The following is a 15333-nucleotide window of genomic DNA, read 5'->3' as shown; positions in this document are numbered from 1 at the left end:
ACCGGGAGCAGGGGGGTGCCCCGGAACCACGTCACCATGCACTGATTCGCGCCCCGGGCCACTGTACGACCGCCCCGGGAGTGGTGGCCCGACAGGTTGTTCCCGTCAGTGCCCCCCCAATCCTCACACGATCGGATGAATGTGAAGCGAAGGAGAGTGCGGCCGCCGTGGGGCCCGCTAAATTCGCGCCGTTCCATAAGGGCTGCCCGCCCGGCCCCCAAAGCAGGAGACCGTACAGCTGATGTCGGAACGACCTCCGCAGCGCACCCCCAACCGCCAGCTCGCCTCGCTCATCACCGAAGCCGGATTCTCGAACGCCGGTCTCGCCCGCCGGGTGGACCAGCTCGGCCTCGAACACGGCCTGGATCTGCGCTACGACAAGACCTCCGTGACTCGCTGGCTGCGCGGCCAGCAGCCCCGCGGCACCACCCCCGCACTGATCGCCGAGGTCTTCACCCGGCGGCTCGGGCGCCGGCTCTCCGCGCAGGACCTGGGCCTCGACGCGTGTGCGCCCGTCTACGCCGGCCTGGAGTTCGCCGCCACTCCGGCCGAGGCGGTGGACATCGTCAGCGGCCTGTGGCGGAAGGACTCGGGCAGCCAAGCGGAGCTGCGCAAGATCGCCTTCACCCCGGCCGGGCTCGTGGTGCCCAGCCGCGACTGGCTGATCGGACGGGCCGACGAGTGGGTGGGGCGGGGAAGCGAGACGGCTGCCCCCGGCGGCGGGGGCAGCGGGACCGGGGCGGCGCCGGTGCTCGGTGCGCAGCGCGGGCCGGTGGGGGCCAACGGGTCACGTGGTTCGCACGCCGGAGCGCATGGACTGCACGGGGCGAGCGGGCCCGGGGGCCGATACGGCGCCCGGGGGCCCGCGCCCGCCCGGCTCTCCGGGGCCGCCGCGTCGCCCTCCGCCTCTGCCGGGCCTGTGGTGCACCTTGTGCCGCCGGCAACCGGCGCCCCCGGCGTCCCCCGGCAGCGGCAGACCGACCGCGGATCCGGCCAGAAGGTCAGCAGCGGCGATGTCGCCGCCCTGCGTTCCGTCGGCGAGCTCTTCCGCGCCCTCGACAACGCCTACGGCGGCGGCCACGCCCGCCAGGCCCTCGTCCGTTACCTGGAGCACGAGGCCGAGCCGATGCTCCGCGGGACGTACGGGGAGACCACCGGGCGGCGGCTCTTCTCGGCCGCCGCCGATCTGACCCGGCTGGCGGGCTGGACCTCGTACGACATCGCGGCGCACGGTCTCGCCCAGCGCTACTTCGTCCAGGCGCTCCGGCTCGCGCAGGCGGCAGGGGACCGGGCGTACGGCAGTTATGTGCTGATCACCATGAGCCGGCAGGCGGTCTATCTCGGGCACGGCAGGGAAGCCGTCCAGCTGGCGCGCGTCGCCCAGCAGGGCATCGGCTCGTCGGCGCCGCCCGTCGTGATGGCCCTGCTGCACGCCGTCGAGGCGCGCGGGCACGGCGTGCTCGGCGAGGCCAGGACCTGCGCGGCCTCGCTGGCGCGGGCGGAACGCGCGCTGGAGACCGCCCGGCCAGGGGACGACGTACCGTACTGGGCGCGCTCCTTCGACGAGGCGCAGCTCGCCGACGAGTTGGGGCACTGCCACCGCGACCTGCAGCAGTACCGGGCAGCCGCCCAGCACGCGGAGCGTTCACTGCAGCTGCGCGCCCCGGGGTACGCCCGGAGCAGGTTGTTCTGCCGGGTGGTGCTGGCGTCCGCCCGGCTCGGGCTCGGCGAGCTCGACCAGGCGTGTCTGCTCGGCGCCGAGGCGGCGCAGCAGGCGGCGGAGATGCGGTCGGTCCGGGCGACGGAGTACGTACGGGACTTCGAGCGTCGCCTTGAGCCGTACCGGGACGCGGCTGCGGTACGCGGATACCGGGACCGGGTCGCGGCCCTCGGGTGATCCCTCCCGCGGGATCACGGATGACTCTTCCGCGTGACTCCTGCGCGCGACGGAACGGGTGGTGGCCCGGACCGGGAGCGATCGGTCCGGGCCACCACCCGTTTCGGCAGGGCTCTTTCAGTGCCCGCGCACCTCGACCTCCGCCAGCGACAGCGGGTTGGTGCCGGAGGTCAGTTGCACGCGGACGTACCCGCCGGAGGTGCCCGCCGGGAGCTGCACGGCGGACGGCCGTCCGGCCTGACCGGTGACATGAACCGCCGTCACACCGGGTGCGGTCCGTGCCTCATCGAGTCCGTCGGCCGTGATCGGGGTGTCCGAGGTCATGACCCAGAAGTCCTTCAGCCGGTCGGAGCAGCAGTCGGTGCGGTTCCAGATGTCGACTGCGGACAGTGACTTCGACGTGCCCAGGTCGACCTGCCACCACGCCTGCGACGAGGGCTCCGCGGTGTGGGTCACCGAGCCCGACCCGAAGGAGCCGTCGGTGTTCCCGTCGACGGCGCGGGAGGCAGGGGCGTCCCACGCGGTGCTCTTCTGGGTGGCCGGCTTGTTCCGGGCGAGGTTCTCCAGGGCCACCCTGACCTTGACCGTCGTGGTGGTGGTGAGAGGGCCGTGGCGCAGGGTGATGTTCAGTGTGTACGTACCGGGGGCCGCGGACGCGGGCGGCGTCACGGTGAACGGGACCTTCGCATCGGCGCCGGGCGCCAGCGGGTGCACGCGGGTGGCCGCCGGGGTGACGGTCCAGCCCTCGGGTCCGGACAGCCCGATCCCGGTCCCGGGTGCGCGCGTGCGGGCGGTGTTGGTGAGGGTCAGGGTGCCGTCGGCGGCGCGTCCGGGGTTGAGCTCATGCGGCAGTTCGGTCCTCGTGCGGACGAGGGTGTTCACGCCCGGAGTGGTGACCTTGAAGACGTACGCGCTCGTGCTCCTGGTGGCCGACGCCCCGCCCTTCGGTGTCTCGACGATCACGCGGCCTGCGGAGTCCTTGTGCCAGGGCAGTGCGCCGCCGTCCGAACCGAGCAGCGTGATACGGGAGTCGGCGGTGACGGGCGTGTCGGCGCCGAGGGTGAGTTCGGTGCCGGGCCACTCCAGCGCAGTCGCGTACAGCGTGCCGTCCTTCACCGTGTAGCGGACCTTGTCGTCTCCGGTCGGCTCCTCGGCATGGTGCCAGTAGGTGGTCCCGTAGATCGCCTCGCCGTTGATCTTCAGCCAGGCGCCGATGTCGAGCAGCCGCTGCTGCTGGATCTCGGGGATGGTGCCGTCGGCGCGCGGGCCGATGTCGAGCAGCAGATTGCCGTTCTTGCTGACGATGTCGGTGAGCGAGTCGATCAGCTGGTCGGAGGTGAGGTGGTCCTCCTCGGGCTCGTTCTGGTTGTAGCCGTAGGAGTGCGCGATGCCCCGGCTCGCCTCCCACTTGTTCGGGTCGATGTCCGGCTTGACCGTGTACTCGGGTGTCTGGAAGTCGAGTTCCTTGCTGTCCAGCGCACCGGTCTCGATCTTGCAGCGGTTGGCGACCGCGACTTCCTTCGGGTGCGCCCGGTTCTTCGCACGGTTGTAGTAGTCGGCGATGACGGGCGCGGTCTTCCAGTAGGACGCGGGTTTGTCCCACTGCCCGTCGCACCAGATGATGTCGGGATCGTACTGATCCATCAGCTCGTTCATTTGCGGGACCATGTAGTCGCCGACGTAGTCCTTGACCGACGGGGCGCCGGTGTACGGGACTTCGGCGCCGGTGTACGGGTTGCGGACCGGGCTGCCGGTGTACGACGGGTTGTACCACTCGTACAGCGAGTAGTAGAAGCCCGCCTTCAGCTGGCCGCCCTCGGTGTCCTTGCGCGCCGCCTTGAACAGGTCGCCCGCCAGGTCGCGCTTCGGTCCGAGGTCCACGGTGTCGCGGCCGCTGACCTTGCTGTCGAACAGTGCGACGCCTTCATGGTGCTTGGAGGTCAGCACGAAGTATTTGGCACCGGCGTCCTTGAACAGCTTCACCCAGGCGTCCGGGTCGTACTTCTCGGCCTTCCACTGGCTGATGAAGTCGTCGTAGTTCGCGGTCGTGCCGTAGGTGTCCTTCTGGTGGGTGTTGGTGGCGCTGCCCTTGCTGTTCATGTAGGCCCAGTACCACTCGGCGTAGCTGCCGCGCGGGCCCCAGGCGGGCACCGAATAGGCGCCCCAGTGGATGAAGATGCCGAACTTGTCGTCGTTGAACCACGTCGGCGTGGGGTGGCTGTTGAGGGACTCCACCGTCGGCTCGTAGTCCTTCGACGGGGGTTCGGGCGCGGCGGAGGCCGGGGTGGTCAGGAGGCCGGCGAGGGCTGCCAGTGCCGTCGCTCCGACGAGTCTGGTACGGGTACGGGCATGGGCATGGGTGCGGGTCACTGCGGGTTCCCTTCGGGTCAGCGGTCGTCGTGCGCGTAGTCGGCCCGGACCTGTTCGGGGCTCAACGCCTCGTCCCAGGTGGACACTTCGTCGAGATCTCCGCGCAGCCCGGCCTTCTCGGTGCCGATCGAGCGCAGCGGGAGCGGAATGGACGCGCCGACCGTGCCGACGCGCTCGCCGTTCGCATAGAGGGTGGTGCGGCCCGGCTCAGTGACTCAGGTCACTCGGTGAGCGTCAGCGCGATGTCATCGGCCCGCGCGTGCCGGACCTCGCTGCTGACGGCCGGAGCGACCCCACTGACCTGGGCCACCTCCGTACGCAGCTGCTTGGCCAGGTCTTGCGCGGACTGCCGTGCGGGGCCCGGGAGTTCGGCCTGCCCGGAGGGGGGTGCGGTCATGGAGCGGGACCGGGGGTCCACCAGGATGCGGGTACCCGCCGACAGCTGTTGTGGCCGCCCGCTTCGGTCCACTGGGTCGGCCTGGGAACAACGGGCGGCCCTGGGGCGGCCGTTGTGTCGCTGGTGCTCGATGCGGGTTTGTCCGGGAGCTCGTTCGCCACCGCGACGGGAGTGATAGATCCGATGACTAGAGCTGTAGGGAGCGGTAGAACGGGCATGGCTCGGCGCACTACGGTCTCCTGAAGTCCGGTTTCGCCAGGACCGTAGCGGTAGATGTGACGCACGACAAGGGTGTTTGCGGGAGTGGTGTGGACCACTCCCGAAAACGGGAGGTGGGGCGAGAGATCCGATCTGTAAACGGTGTTCGGGGTTGGGATCGGCTGGACCGGGGCAGGATGTGTTCGGGCGGACTCAGGCCGCTTCGCGCAGCTCCGCCTCCAGGTGGCCGGGCCGGACGCCCAGATCGCCGAGGATGGCGTGCGCTGCGCGGCGGCCCGAGAACAGGGCGCCCTGCACCGTGCTCGTGTCCCGGTGGTCGCCGCACACGTACAGCCCGGCGAGCAGCCTGACCGGGCGGCGCAGATCGTGCGGGGGTGGCATGGCGGGGACCGCCTCCGGGTCGTGGTGGGCGGCCAGCAGTTCCCAGTCGTCCGTTGGGATGCCGTACAACGCGGCGAGATGGGTGCGGACCGAGCGGTCGAGATCGGGCGGCGGCGTGCCGAGCACCGTCGACGTGATCAGGGTCCGGCCGTGCGGGGCGCGCGAGGGGTCGACCTCGCTCATCACGCAGGTGTGGGCCACCGGGCCCGAGCGGTCGGCGTCCAGCAGCAGTGAGGCGCCCGTCGGCGGGGGAGCGGGGGCGGTGTGGTGCAGGACCGTCACCGGATGGAAGGGCGGCACCCGGAGACCGGGCAGCAGCTCGGCGGCGGCGCTCGCACCGGTGGCCAGCAGCAGGGCACGGCAGCCCAGTTCACCGTGTTCCTTGGTGCGTACGGAGGTGGTGTCGGCGGCGGTGACATGGACGCCGGTCCGCACGGTGCCGGGCGGCAGGGCCGCCGCCAGCAGCTCGGGCAGCGTGGCCGAGCCGCCGGACGGCACGCACAGCCGACCGCGCGCGTAGCTGCGCAGGGCGAGATCGGCGCACCGGCTCGATGTGGTGAGCCCGGGGTCACTGAGCAGCGCGGCGAGCAGCGGGCGCAGGAAGCCGTTGACCGTACGCGAGGGCAGACCGCGGGTGGACAGGGCGGCGAGCGCGGTCCGCTCCGGCCGGGCCAGGATGCGGGTGGCCGGGGTGGTCGCGAGCCGGGCGAGGGCCGCGCCGAGCCTGGCCTGGTCGATCGGCCCGCCCATCGGCGGGCGGGGGGCGCTCGCCAGGGCGCGCGCCGCTTTGAATGCGCCCCGTGCGCTCCGTACCTGGCGCGCATCGCCGGTCCGGTACTGGCGGCCCTCGCTGTGGACGAGGACCCCCGGAGCGAAGTTCCGCAGCAGGATCCCTTCGAGGCCGGGCGCGGCGCGCAGTTCCGGATATGAGGTGCTGAGGAGCGGGCCGATGTGGTCGAGCCGGAACCCGTCCACCTCCTCGGTGGTCATCCGGCCGCCGACGCGTGGGCCGGCCTCCAGGACGCTGACGCTGACCCCTGCACTGGTCAATTGATGGGCTGCTGACAGGCCGGCGATTCCGGCACCGATGATGACGACGTCCGCGTGGTGTGCCGTGCTGAGCACGTGCCCCTCCCCGAGTCGGCGCAATTGGTGGGAGGCTCTTGCCCCCAACAGGCCCCCGGAATGCCCGAGTTCGCCACGAGGCTAGGAGGGGTCCCGTGCGGGCGCAGTCGCGCGCGGCCCGGGGCACCGTTGCACGGGGTCGCACATCCGTGTGATTCGACCGTGCGCGGTCAGTGCAGCGCCGCGCGAATGGCGCCGTCGATGCCGGGGAAGGCGAAGGTGAACCCCGAGTCCAGCAGCCGTGCGGGCAGTACCCGTTGGCTGCCCAGCACGTCCTCCGCGAAGTCCCCGAGGACGATCCGGAGTGCGGGCGCCGGGACGGAGAGCAGTGTCGGACGGTGCAACACGCGCCCCATCGCCGCTGTCACCTCGGCGTTGGTCACGGGGCCGGGGCCGGTCAGGTTCACCGGTCCGGACAGCGACTCCGTGTCGAGGAGGTACCGCAGGGCCGCGATGTGGTCGTGCAGCGCGATGAAGCTCCAGTACTGGTGCCCGCTGCCGAGCCGCCCGCCGAGCCCCGCCCGGAACAGCGGGAACAGCCGTCCCCAGGCCCCGCCCTCCCGGGCGACGACCAGGCCCGTGCGCGCGTACACCGTTCGGATGCCTGCCGCCTCCGCCGGAGCCGCGGCGGCCTCCCAGTCCACGCAGACGGACGGCAGGAAGCCCGTGCCGTGCGGCGCGCTCTCGTCGACCGCGCGGTCCCCGGTGTCGCCGTAGTAGCCGATGGCCGACCCGCAGAGCAGCACCTTCGGCGGTACGCCGAGGGAGGCCACCGTCTCGGCGATCGCCGCCGTGCCCAGCACCCGGCTGTCCCGGATCTCCCGCTTGTACTCCTCCGTCCAGCGATGGTCGCCGACCCCGGCCCCGGCGAGATGGACGACAGCGTCGCAGCCGACCAGGCCCGCCCCGTCGACGTAACCCCGCTTCGGGTCCCACTCGACCTCGTCCCCGGCGCGCGCCGGATGCCGGACGAGGCGCACGACCTCGTGTCCGTCGGCCCGCAGTGAGCGCACCAGCGCGGCTCCGATGAGTCCGGTGGATCCGGTGACAGCGATTCGGGAGTACACCATGGCACCATCCTGCCGCAGCGGCGTACAGGGTGCCGCGCCCTCATCACTCGTCACGCCCGAATCACTCGAACAGCAGTTGCAGGGCGACATCCCGGCAGTGGCGCACATGCCGCACCCTGGAGGACGCGGCCGACGACTTCCGCCGCCGCTTCCCGTTCGGCTCCGCCGAGCGCCCGTCAGATATGCGATGACGTGACCGGGCGGGCCGTGGCACAGTGGCGCCCATGCCTGAACTCCGCACCCCCCTCGTGCGCCCCGCCGTTCTCTCCGACGACACCGCTCTCGGCGAGCTCGACCGGGCCACCTGGTCGACCCTCCATGCCGTACAGCCGCGTCCGCAGCCGCCGTACGAACCGTTCTTCGACGACCGGCACCGGCCCGAGCACCTGCTCGTGGCCGAGGCGGAGGACCCGGCGGGCGACATGCGCATCGCCGGCTACATCCGGGTCGTCGCGCCGACCCCGCTCGCCTGCAACGCGCATGTGCGCCAGATACAGGGCCTCGCCGTGGCCGAATGGGCGCGCGGCAGCGGTGTCGCCAGAGGGCTGCTGCGGGCCGCGTTCGCGCTGGCCCGCAGGGAGGGGGCGAACCGGATGACGCTGCGGGTGCTCGGGCACAACGCGCCCGCCCGGGCGCTGTACAAGTCGGAGGGGTTCGTCGTCGAGGGGGTGCTGCCTGGCGAGTTCTTCCTGGGTGGGCGCTACATCGACGACGTGATGATGGGCCGCTCGCTCGCCCTGTGACGGCTTACGGCCTGCCCCACGACAGGGAGTGGGCTTCCGACGCCCTGCGACTCCGCTTGCGGCGTTGTCGTCAGTCACCGACTCCCCCATGGCCTCAAGGGCATGGGAGGGGCCCCCTTCGCGTCGACTCCCTCCTCCGCCTTGCCATCGAAGCCGCACGACGCCGCTCGCTGCTCCACTCCCTATCGTGGGGCAGGCCGTTACCCCTTGAACAGCCGCATGCCGCCCATGAGTTCATGCAGGCAGCGCACCGCGAGGGCGGCGGGGGAGCCGGCCCCGGCTGTCGGCGCGTCCGTGACCGCCCAGGCCTCCAGTGCCACCCGTACCGCGTCCGTGGCGGCCGCAGCGGCCAGTCGGACCTCCAGCGGGTCCGCGTCCTCACCGGCCAGCCGTGCCAGCACCGGCAGCAGCCGCTCCTCCGAATCCTGATTGACCCGGTACCAGACGGCGCGCAGCGCCGGATCGTCCTGTGCGGCCCGCAGCAGGCCGCGCGTCCAGCCGAGCTGCTCCGCGGCGTGCTCGTCGCGCGGGATGAGCGCGTCCGTGATCGCACCCTCCAGCGCCTCGGCCAGCGGGACCCCCGGACCGGCCGCGCCGAGCAGGGCGCGCCACCGTTCGGCGCCGCCGGAGAGCAGTGGCCCCACCGCGTCCTGCTTGGAGCGGAAGTAGCGGTAGAAGGTGCGCAGTGCGACGCCCGCCCGGTGGGCGATGTCCTCCGCCGTGGTGCCGTCCGGCCCGCGCTCGGCGAAGAGCGCGGCGGCCGCGCGCGCGATGTCCAGCTGGGTCGCGGCCTTGCGGCGCTCGGTGAGGGACGGCTGCTGGTGGTTCATTCCCCGCAGATTACCCGGGCCGGGACTCCTTCGTACGAGAGCGGAGTGCGCAGAATGCCATTCTGGCAAAACGTGCCACCTAGGCGTACGGTGGATGCGAATCAAGAGAGTCGTCGGGGGACTCGGAACCAGGAGTGAACACATGAACCGCTACACAGGCCGCCGCGTACTCATCACCGGCGCCGGCTCCGGAATCGGGCAGGCCACCGTCCACCGTGTACTCGCCGAGGGCGGCCTGGTCGTCGCCGCCGATGTCAACGAGGCCGGGCTGAAGGCCACGTACGACACCGCTGTGGCGGGCGGCGCCGCGGAGAGGCTCACCACCGCGGTCCTCGACATCTCGGACGAGGCCGCGGTCCGGGCCGGTGTCGCCGACGCCGTGGCCGCGCTCGGCGGCCTCGACGTACTGGTCAACGCGGCGGGCATCCTGCGCTCGGAGCACACGCACAGGACGTCGCTGGAGTTCTTCAACACGATCCTCGCGGTCAACCTCACTGGCACGTTCCTGATGATCCGTGAGGCGATACCAGCGCTGCTGGCGGGCGACAAGCCGGTCATCGTGAACTTCTCGTCGACCTCGGCGAGCTTCGCGCACCCCTATATGTCGGCGTACGCGGCGAGCAAGGGCGGCATCCAGTCGATGACCCACGCGCTGGCGAGCGAGTACAGCAAGCAGGGTCTGCGCGTCGTCGCCGTCGCCCCCGGTTCGATCTCCTCCGACATGACCAGCGGCAACGGCCCGGGGCTGCCGGCCGACGCGGACATGTCGCTCTTCGCGAAGCTGTCCCCGGCGCTGGGTGAGGGCTTCGCCAGCCCCGACACGGTGGCGGGCGTCGTCGCGATGCTGGGCTCCGAGGACGGTGCGTTCATCACGGGTACGGAGATCCGCGTCGACGGCGGCACCCACTTCTGAACCCGGGTGCCCACAGCGGGAGCGGGGCGGCTCAGCCGGAGCCGAACCGCTCCCAGAGCAGGGGAAAGCGTTCGGCCAGCGCCGCGTCGTCCTCGAAGCGGACGGGGGCGCCCTGCGGCTCGGCGGCCTGCGGCGGAAGACCGAGGTCGGGCGTGACGACGCCGGTGAGCTGTTCGTACGCCTCGTCGGCCGCATAGCCGAGATCCTCGGCGTCCCCGTCGATCTCCTCGTCGAAATCGTCGAGCAGTTCGGCGAGGCTGTCCGGATCGTGCACCGCCCCCTCGAAGACCTCCCGCCCCTGGCCGATCAGCCAGCACCGGAAGAAGTCGAAGGCGTCGTCGCTCGCGCCGCCGAGCAGCACGGCGGCGGCGCCCCACAGGTCCCAGTGGTACGCGCGGTTGTAGCGGGCCTCGAAGTGCCGGGCGAAGTCCAGCACGGACTCCGGGTCGAGCTGCACCAGCCGGTCGACGAGCAGGTCGGCTTGGTCCTCGGGGTCGCCCTCGGCGGCCTCGCGGGTGCTGTCGATGATCTCCCAGAACTCCGTCTCGTCCATCACGGGTCAAGCATCGGCCTTGGTGGCAGGCGATGCACGCGGAGACACCGAAAAGAAGCCTTCAGCGATAGAGGCCGCTCAGCCGTTCGGCGGCAGCGGCGAAGCGGTTCCGCAACGCGGGCGGTTTGAGGACCTCCAACTCCGGTCCCAGGGACAGCAGCTGGTCGTACGCGACCTCCAGGGACTCCACGGGCAGGGTGACGGTGCGCCACCCGTCGGTGCCGGGCGGCCCGGCCGCGTCCAGTGCGTCCTGGACCGCCGAACGGTCCATGCTGCGCAGCAGTCGGCCCACCCCCGCCTCCGACACCCGTACCGTCACCTCGGTCCGCAGGATCGAGCGGGCGAACCGCGCAGCCTGCTCGTCCCAGAAGCCCGGCAGATCGAAGTCGTCGTCGCGTACGAACCGTTCGTCCGACACGGCCACGGCGGTGAAGCGGTCGATCCGGTACACCCGGAAATCCGTCCCGGCGCGGGCGCACACATACCAGACCCCGGCCTTGAGAACGAGTCCGTACGGCGCCAGCTCCCGCTCGACCTCACCACCCGCACCGCCGCGCCGGTAGCGGGCACTGACCATCCGGTCGTCCCAGACGGCCTCCGCGACGGCGGGCAGCAACTCGGGCGTGACGGGCTCCTGATACCAGCCGGGTGCGTCCAGATGGAAGCGCCGGGCGGCGGTGTCGGAGGCGTCCCGCAGCGAGGGCAGCAGCGCGGCGGACACCTTGAGTCGGGCCGCGGTCGCGGCGTCCTGGAGCCCCATCTCGCGCAGCGCGGACGGCAGCCCGGAGAGGAAGAGCGCCTCGGCCTCGCTACGGGCCAGCCCGGTGAGCCCGGTCCGGTACCCGCCGACGAGCCGGTACCCGCCGGCCCGGCCCCGGTCCGCGTACACGGGAACCCCTGCCTCGGAGAGCGCCTGGGCGTCGCGGGTGACGGTCCGTTCGGACACCTCCAGCTCCCGGGCGAGCTCGGCGGCGGTCATGGCGGACCGGGACTGGAGGAGCAGCACCATCTTGATGAGCCGGGCAGCACGCATGGGGGCAAGTCTGCCGTGCCCTCCATCGCCGGGCGGGCCGACGGCCTCCCCCAAGGGCTGTCCCGTAGCAAAACGCCCTCCGTGTCCGGGCGGGCTCGAAGACCGAGCCCGCCCCGACACGGAGGGCGGCACGGCAGCCGGGCGTACCCGGCTGCCCTGACCTCACAGCCCGTACTTCTCCCGGGCCTCCTTGACCGCGGACGCGGTCACCTCGCCGCGCCGCGCCAGCTGGGCCAGCGCCGCGACCGTGATCGACTGCGCGTCGACCCCGAAGTGGCGGCGGGCCGCGTCACGCGTGTCGGACAGACCGAAGCCGTCCGTGCCGAGCGAGGACCAGTCCTGCTCCACCCACTGGCTGATCTGGTCCGGCACCTGTCGCATCCAGTCGCTGACCGCGAGGACCGGGCCCGGTGCGCCTTCCAGCGCCTGGGTCACGTACGGCACCCGCTGCTCGCCGTGGAGCAGTGCCTCGTCGCATTCCAGCGCCTCGCGGCGCAGCTCGCCCCAGGACGTGGCGGACCAGACGTCGGCCGTGACACCCCAGTCCGCGGCCAGCAGCTCCTGGGCCTCCAGGACCCAGTGGATCGCCGTGCCGGAGGCGAGCAACTGCAGGCGCGGCGCGTCCGCGGTGGCGGGCGTGCCCTCCTTGAAGCGGTAGAGGCCCTTGACGATGCCCTCCTCGACGCCTTCCGGCATCGCGGGCTGCGGCTTCGGCTCGTTGTAGACCGTCAGGTAGTAGAAGACGTTCTCGGCCTCGGGGCCGTACATCCGGCGCAGACCGTCCTTGACGATCACCGCGATCTCGTACGCGAACGCCGGGTCGTAGTTGAGCGACGCGGGGTTCGTGGACGCGATCAGGTGCGAATGGCCGTCCGCGTGCTGGAGGCCCTCGCCGGTCAGCGTCGTCCGGCCGGCCGTGGCGCCGACGATGAAGCCCTTGCCGAGCTGGTCGGCGAGCTGCCACATCTGGTCGCCGGTCCGCTGCCAGCCGAACATCGAGTAGAAGATGTAGAAGGGGATCATCGTCTCGCCGTGCGTCGCGTACGACGTGGCGGCGGCGATGAAGTCGGCCATGGCCCCGGCCTCGGTGATCCCCTCGTTGAGGATCTGGCCGTCCTTGGCCTCCTTGTAGTACATCAGCTGGTCGCGGTCGACCGGCTCGTACGTCTGGCCCAGCGGCGAGTAGATACCGGCCGACGGGAACAGCGACTCCATGCCGAAGGTGCGGGCCTCGTCCGGGACGATCGGTACCCAGCGCCTGCCGGTCTCCTTGTCCCGCATCAGATCCTTGGCCAGGCGCACGAAGGCCATCGTGGTGGCCATCTCCTGCTTGCCGGACCCCTTCTTCAGCGCGGCGAACGCCCGCTCCTCCGGCTCGGGCAGCGCCACCGCGTGCACCCGGCGGGCCGGGGCGGGGCCGCCGAGGGCGGCGCGGCGCTCCTGGAGGTAGCGCACCTCGGGGGAGTCGGCGCCCGGGTGGCCGTAGGGCACCAGGCCGTCGTCGAAGGCGCTGTCCGGGATCGGGAGTCCGAGCAGCTCGCGCATGCCCTTGAACTCGTCGATCGACAGCTTCTTCATCTGGTGGTTGGCGTTCTTGGACTCGAAGCCCTTGCCGAGCGTGTGGCCCTTCACCGTCTGGGCGAGGATCACGGTCGGCGCGCCCTTGTGCTCGATGGCCGCCTTGTACGCCGCGTACACCTTGCGGGCCTCGTGGCCGCCGCGGGAGGTGTAGAAGCACTCGGCGATCTTCGCGTCGGTGAGCAGCTTCGCCAGCTCGGCGAGCGCCGGCTCGGCGCCGAAGAAGTGCTCGCGGATGTACGCGACGTCGCGGGTGGCGTACGTCTGGAACTGGGCGTCCGGGACCTCCCGGAGCCGGCGGACCAGCGCACCGGTGGTGTCCAGCTGGAACAGCTCGTCCCAGGCGTTGCCCCAGAGCGTCTTGACGACGTTCCAGCCGGCTCCGCGGAACGCGCCCTCGAGCTCCTGGACCACGCGGAAGTTGGCGCGGACCGGACCGTCGAGTCGCTGCAGGTTGCAGTTGATGACGAAGGTCAGGTTGTCGAGCCGCTCACGCGCCGCGAGGGCGAGGGCGGCGGTCGACTCGGGCTCGTCCATCTCGCCGTCGCCCAGGAAGGCCCAGACGTGCGAGTTCGACGTGTCCTTGATGTTGCGGTTGGCCAGATAGCGGTTGAAGCGCGCCTGGTAGATGGCCGAGAGCGGGCCGAGGCCCATCGACACGGTGGGGAACTCCCACAGCCAGGGCAGCCGCCGCGGGTGCGGGTAGGACGGCAGACCGTCGCCGCCCGACTCCTGGCGGAAGTTGTCGAGCTGCTGCTCGCTGAGCCGGCCGTCGAGGAAGGCGCGGGCGTAGATGCCGGGGGAGGCGTGGCCCTGGATGTAGAGCTGGTCGCCGGAGCCGTCCCCCTCCTTGCCGCGGAAGAAGTGGTTGAAGCCCGTCTCGTACAGCCAGGCTGCCGAGGCGAAGGTGGCGATGTGACCACCGACGCCGAACCGGGAGCCGCGGGTGACCATCGCGGCCGCGTTCCAGCGGTTCCACGCGGTGATCCTGGACTCCATCTCCAGGTCGCCGTCGAACGCGGGCTCGGCGGCGGTCGGGATGGAGTTGACGTAATCGGTCTCCAGGAGCTTGGGCAGCGCGAGACCGGCGTCCTCGGCGTGCTGCAGCGAGCGGCGCATCAGGTACGCGGCGCGGTGCGGGCCGGCGGCCTTGGTGACGGCATCGAGGGAGGCCGCCCATTCGGCGGTCTCCTCCGGGTCACGGTCCGGGAGCTGGTCGAGCTCGCTCGGAAGCTTTCCTACGGGGTCGGTCATGATCGCCGCCTTCCGGAGAGGAGGGGGGTGGAGAAAGGGCCCTGACTGGCAGGACAGGGCGATGGGGCCGGTGGGCCCGCGGAGTGAACTGTAGAACGCTGATCGATGATCGATCAAAGGATGAAGGGCAAAACTTCTCGATATGAAGAAATTGGCATCCGGTGCCCTGTTTCGCGGCACGGAGTGACGCCAGAAATATGAAGAATCCGGGCGCTCATCTGTACGGCTGAGCGCCCGGACCACGCAGCTGCGTCAGGCGCGCGGGGCGCACCCCAGGACATGCGCCTTCACCAGCGCACCGATGTCCGGGTCCTTGCGCAGGAACGCGTCGATGAGCGCCTCGTGCTCCTCCGCGTACGACTTCTGCACCGTCCCCAGCCACCGGATCGAGAGCGCCGTGAACACCTCGATGCCCAGACCCTCCCAGGTGTGCAGCAGTACGGCGTTCCCGGCGGCCCGCACCAACTCCCGGTGGAACGCCACCGTGTGCCGCACCTGCGCCTCGCCGTCGGCCAGCCGGTCGGCCTCGTACAGCGCCGCCACATGCGGCGACAGCCGCGAACAGTCCTCGCCGAGCGCCGGAGCCGCCAACTCCGCCGCGATCTGCTCCAGACCGGCCCGTACCGGGTAGGACTCCTCCAGGTCGGCAGCGGTCAGATTCCGGACCCGTACGCCCTTGTTGGGCGCCGACTCGATCAGCCGGAGGGTCTCCAGCTCCCGCAGCGCCTCGCGTACGGGCGTCTGGCTGACCTCCAGCTCAGTGGCGATCCGGCGCTCCACGATCCGCTCGCCCGGCTTCCAGCGCCCGCTGACGATCCCGTCCACGATGTGCTCGCGGATCTGTTCGCGCAGCGAGTGGACGACGGGCGGGGTCATGAGGGCTCCTTCGGGGAAACCGGTGCTGCCGATCCGACCGGTGCGGGTGAGGCAACCGGTGGTGTCTCAAGGCTGTTCCGTCATCCCTGGCGGG

12 protein-coding genes are annotated in these 15333 nt (G+C 71.3%); 3 read left to right on the top strand and 9 right to left on the bottom strand.

Annotated features, from left to right (window positions below):
- The first annotated feature begins 241 nt into the window (after window positions 1-241).
- On the top strand, window positions 242-1897 hold the full coding sequence (locus tag AB0N06_RS12050; protein ID WP_366134558.1) for a regulator: 1656 nt from the start codon (window positions 242-244) through the stop codon (window positions 1895-1897).
- 117 nt (window positions 1898-2014) lie between these two features.
- Here the strand turns inward: AB0N06_RS12050 and AB0N06_RS12045 are convergent, their stop codons facing one another.
- From AB0N06_RS12045 to AB0N06_RS12030, 4 genes are all read right to left on the bottom strand, one after another.
- Window positions 2015-4267 carry an alpha-L-fucosidase gene (locus tag AB0N06_RS12045; RefSeq protein ID WP_366134557.1) on the bottom strand — a complete coding sequence of 751 codons (2253 nt, stop codon included), beginning with the start codon at window positions 4265-4267 and terminating at the stop codon, window positions 2015-2017.
- Window positions 4268-4487: 220 nt separating this feature from the next.
- Window positions 4488-4664 carry a hypothetical protein gene (locus tag AB0N06_RS12040; RefSeq protein WP_366134556.1) on the bottom strand — a complete coding sequence of 59 codons (177 nt, stop codon included), beginning with the start codon at window positions 4662-4664 and terminating at the stop codon, window positions 4488-4490.
- 411 nt (window positions 4665-5075) lie between these two features.
- Window positions 5076-6389, bottom strand: a complete 1314-nt coding sequence (locus AB0N06_RS12035; RefSeq protein ID WP_366134555.1) for an NAD(P)/FAD-dependent oxidoreductase — start codon at window positions 6387-6389, stop codon at window positions 5076-5078.
- 170 nt (window positions 6390-6559) lie between these two features.
- The gene (locus AB0N06_RS12030) at window positions 6560-7459 is read right to left on the bottom strand and encodes a TIGR01777 family oxidoreductase (protein ID WP_366134554.1); all 900 of its coding nucleotides are present in this window, start codon (window positions 7457-7459) and stop codon (window positions 6560-6562) included.
- A gap of 224 nt (window positions 7460-7683) precedes the next feature.
- Here AB0N06_RS12030 and AB0N06_RS12025 point away from each other — a divergent pair, with 224 nt between their 5' ends.
- Complete coding sequence (locus AB0N06_RS12025) at window positions 7684-8202, top strand: GNAT family N-acetyltransferase (RefSeq protein WP_366134553.1); 519 nt, start codon at window positions 7684-7686, stop codon at window positions 8200-8202.
- Between the two features lie 200 nt (window positions 8203-8402).
- Here the strand turns inward: AB0N06_RS12025 and AB0N06_RS12020 are convergent, their stop codons facing one another.
- Window positions 8403-9032: a TetR family transcriptional regulator gene (locus AB0N06_RS12020; RefSeq protein WP_366134552.1), complete on the bottom strand. Its 630-nt coding sequence runs from the start codon at window positions 9030-9032 to the stop codon at window positions 8403-8405.
- A 142-nt stretch (window positions 9033-9174) separates the two neighbouring features.
- On the opposite strand from AB0N06_RS12020, the gene AB0N06_RS12015 reads away from it, so the two are divergent.
- Window positions 9175-9945, top strand: a complete 771-nt coding sequence (locus AB0N06_RS12015) for an SDR family oxidoreductase (RefSeq protein ID WP_366134551.1) — start codon at window positions 9175-9177, stop codon at window positions 9943-9945.
- Window positions 9946-9976: 31 nt separating this feature from the next.
- Here the strand turns inward: AB0N06_RS12015 and AB0N06_RS12010 are convergent, their stop codons facing one another.
- The 4 genes from AB0N06_RS12010 to AB0N06_RS11995 form a co-directional block, all read right to left on the bottom strand.
- The gene (locus AB0N06_RS12010; protein WP_358858534.1) at window positions 9977-10498 is read right to left on the bottom strand and encodes a DUF4240 domain-containing protein; all 522 of its coding nucleotides are present in this window, start codon (window positions 10496-10498) and stop codon (window positions 9977-9979) included.
- Between the two features lie 61 nt (window positions 10499-10559).
- On the bottom strand, window positions 10560-11531 hold the full coding sequence (locus tag AB0N06_RS12005; protein ID WP_366134550.1) for a WYL domain-containing protein: 972 nt from the start codon (window positions 11529-11531) through the stop codon (window positions 10560-10562).
- 162 nt (window positions 11532-11693) lie between these two features.
- Window positions 11694-14363: a pyruvate dehydrogenase (acetyl-transferring), homodimeric type gene (gene aceE / locus AB0N06_RS12000; protein ID WP_366134549.1), complete on the bottom strand. Its 2670-nt coding sequence runs from the start codon at window positions 14361-14363 to the stop codon at window positions 11694-11696.
- 252 nt (window positions 14364-14615) lie between these two features.
- Window positions 14616-15239 carry a GntR family transcriptional regulator gene (locus tag AB0N06_RS11995; RefSeq protein ID WP_358858444.1) on the bottom strand — a complete coding sequence of 208 codons (624 nt, stop codon included), beginning with the start codon at window positions 15237-15239 and terminating at the stop codon, window positions 14616-14618.
- Window positions 15240-15333 lie beyond the last annotated feature (94 nt).

The organism is Streptomyces sp. NPDC051020 (assembly GCF_040683105.1).
Taxonomy (GTDB): domain Bacteria; phylum Actinomycetota; class Actinomycetes; order Streptomycetales; family Streptomycetaceae; genus Streptomyces.
This window is presented reverse-complemented; position numbering and strand designations above follow the sequence as displayed.

What these genes read in the sequence shown, in the direction of transcription:
- AB0N06_RS12050 (WP_366134558.1), top strand. Translation starts at nt 242, where the DNA reads ATGTCGGAACGACCTCCGCAGCGCACCCCCAACCGCCAGCTCGCCTCG.
- AB0N06_RS12040 (WP_366134556.1), bottom strand. Translation starts at nt 4,664, where the DNA reads ATGACCGCACCCCCCTCCGGGCAGGCCGAACTCCCGGGCCCCGCACGG.
- AB0N06_RS12030 (WP_366134554.1), bottom strand. Translation starts at nt 7,459, where the DNA reads ATGGTGTACTCCCGAATCGCTGTCACCGGATCCACCGGACTCATCGGA.
- AB0N06_RS12025 (WP_366134553.1), top strand. Translation starts at nt 7,684, where the DNA reads ATGCCTGAACTCCGCACCCCCCTCGTGCGCCCCGCCGTTCTCTCCGAC.
- AB0N06_RS12020 (WP_366134552.1), bottom strand. Translation starts at nt 9,032, where the DNA reads ATGAACCACCAGCAGCCGTCCCTCACCGAGCGCCGCAAGGCCGCGACC.
- AB0N06_RS12015 (WP_366134551.1), top strand. Translation starts at nt 9,175, where the DNA reads ATGAACCGCTACACAGGCCGCCGCGTACTCATCACCGGCGCCGGCTCC.
- AB0N06_RS12010 (WP_358858534.1), bottom strand. Translation starts at nt 10,498, where the DNA reads ATGGACGAGACGGAGTTCTGGGAGATCATCGACAGCACCCGCGAGGCC.
- AB0N06_RS12005 (WP_366134550.1), bottom strand. Translation starts at nt 11,531, where the DNA reads ATGCGTGCTGCCCGGCTCATCAAGATGGTGCTGCTCCTCCAGTCCCGG.
- aceE (WP_366134549.1), bottom strand. Translation starts at nt 14,363, where the DNA reads ATGACCGACCCCGTAGGAAAGCTTCCGAGCGAGCTCGACCAGCTCCCG.
- AB0N06_RS11995 (WP_358858444.1), bottom strand. Translation starts at nt 15,239, where the DNA reads ATGACCCCGCCCGTCGTCCACTCGCTGCGCGAACAGATCCGCGAGCAC.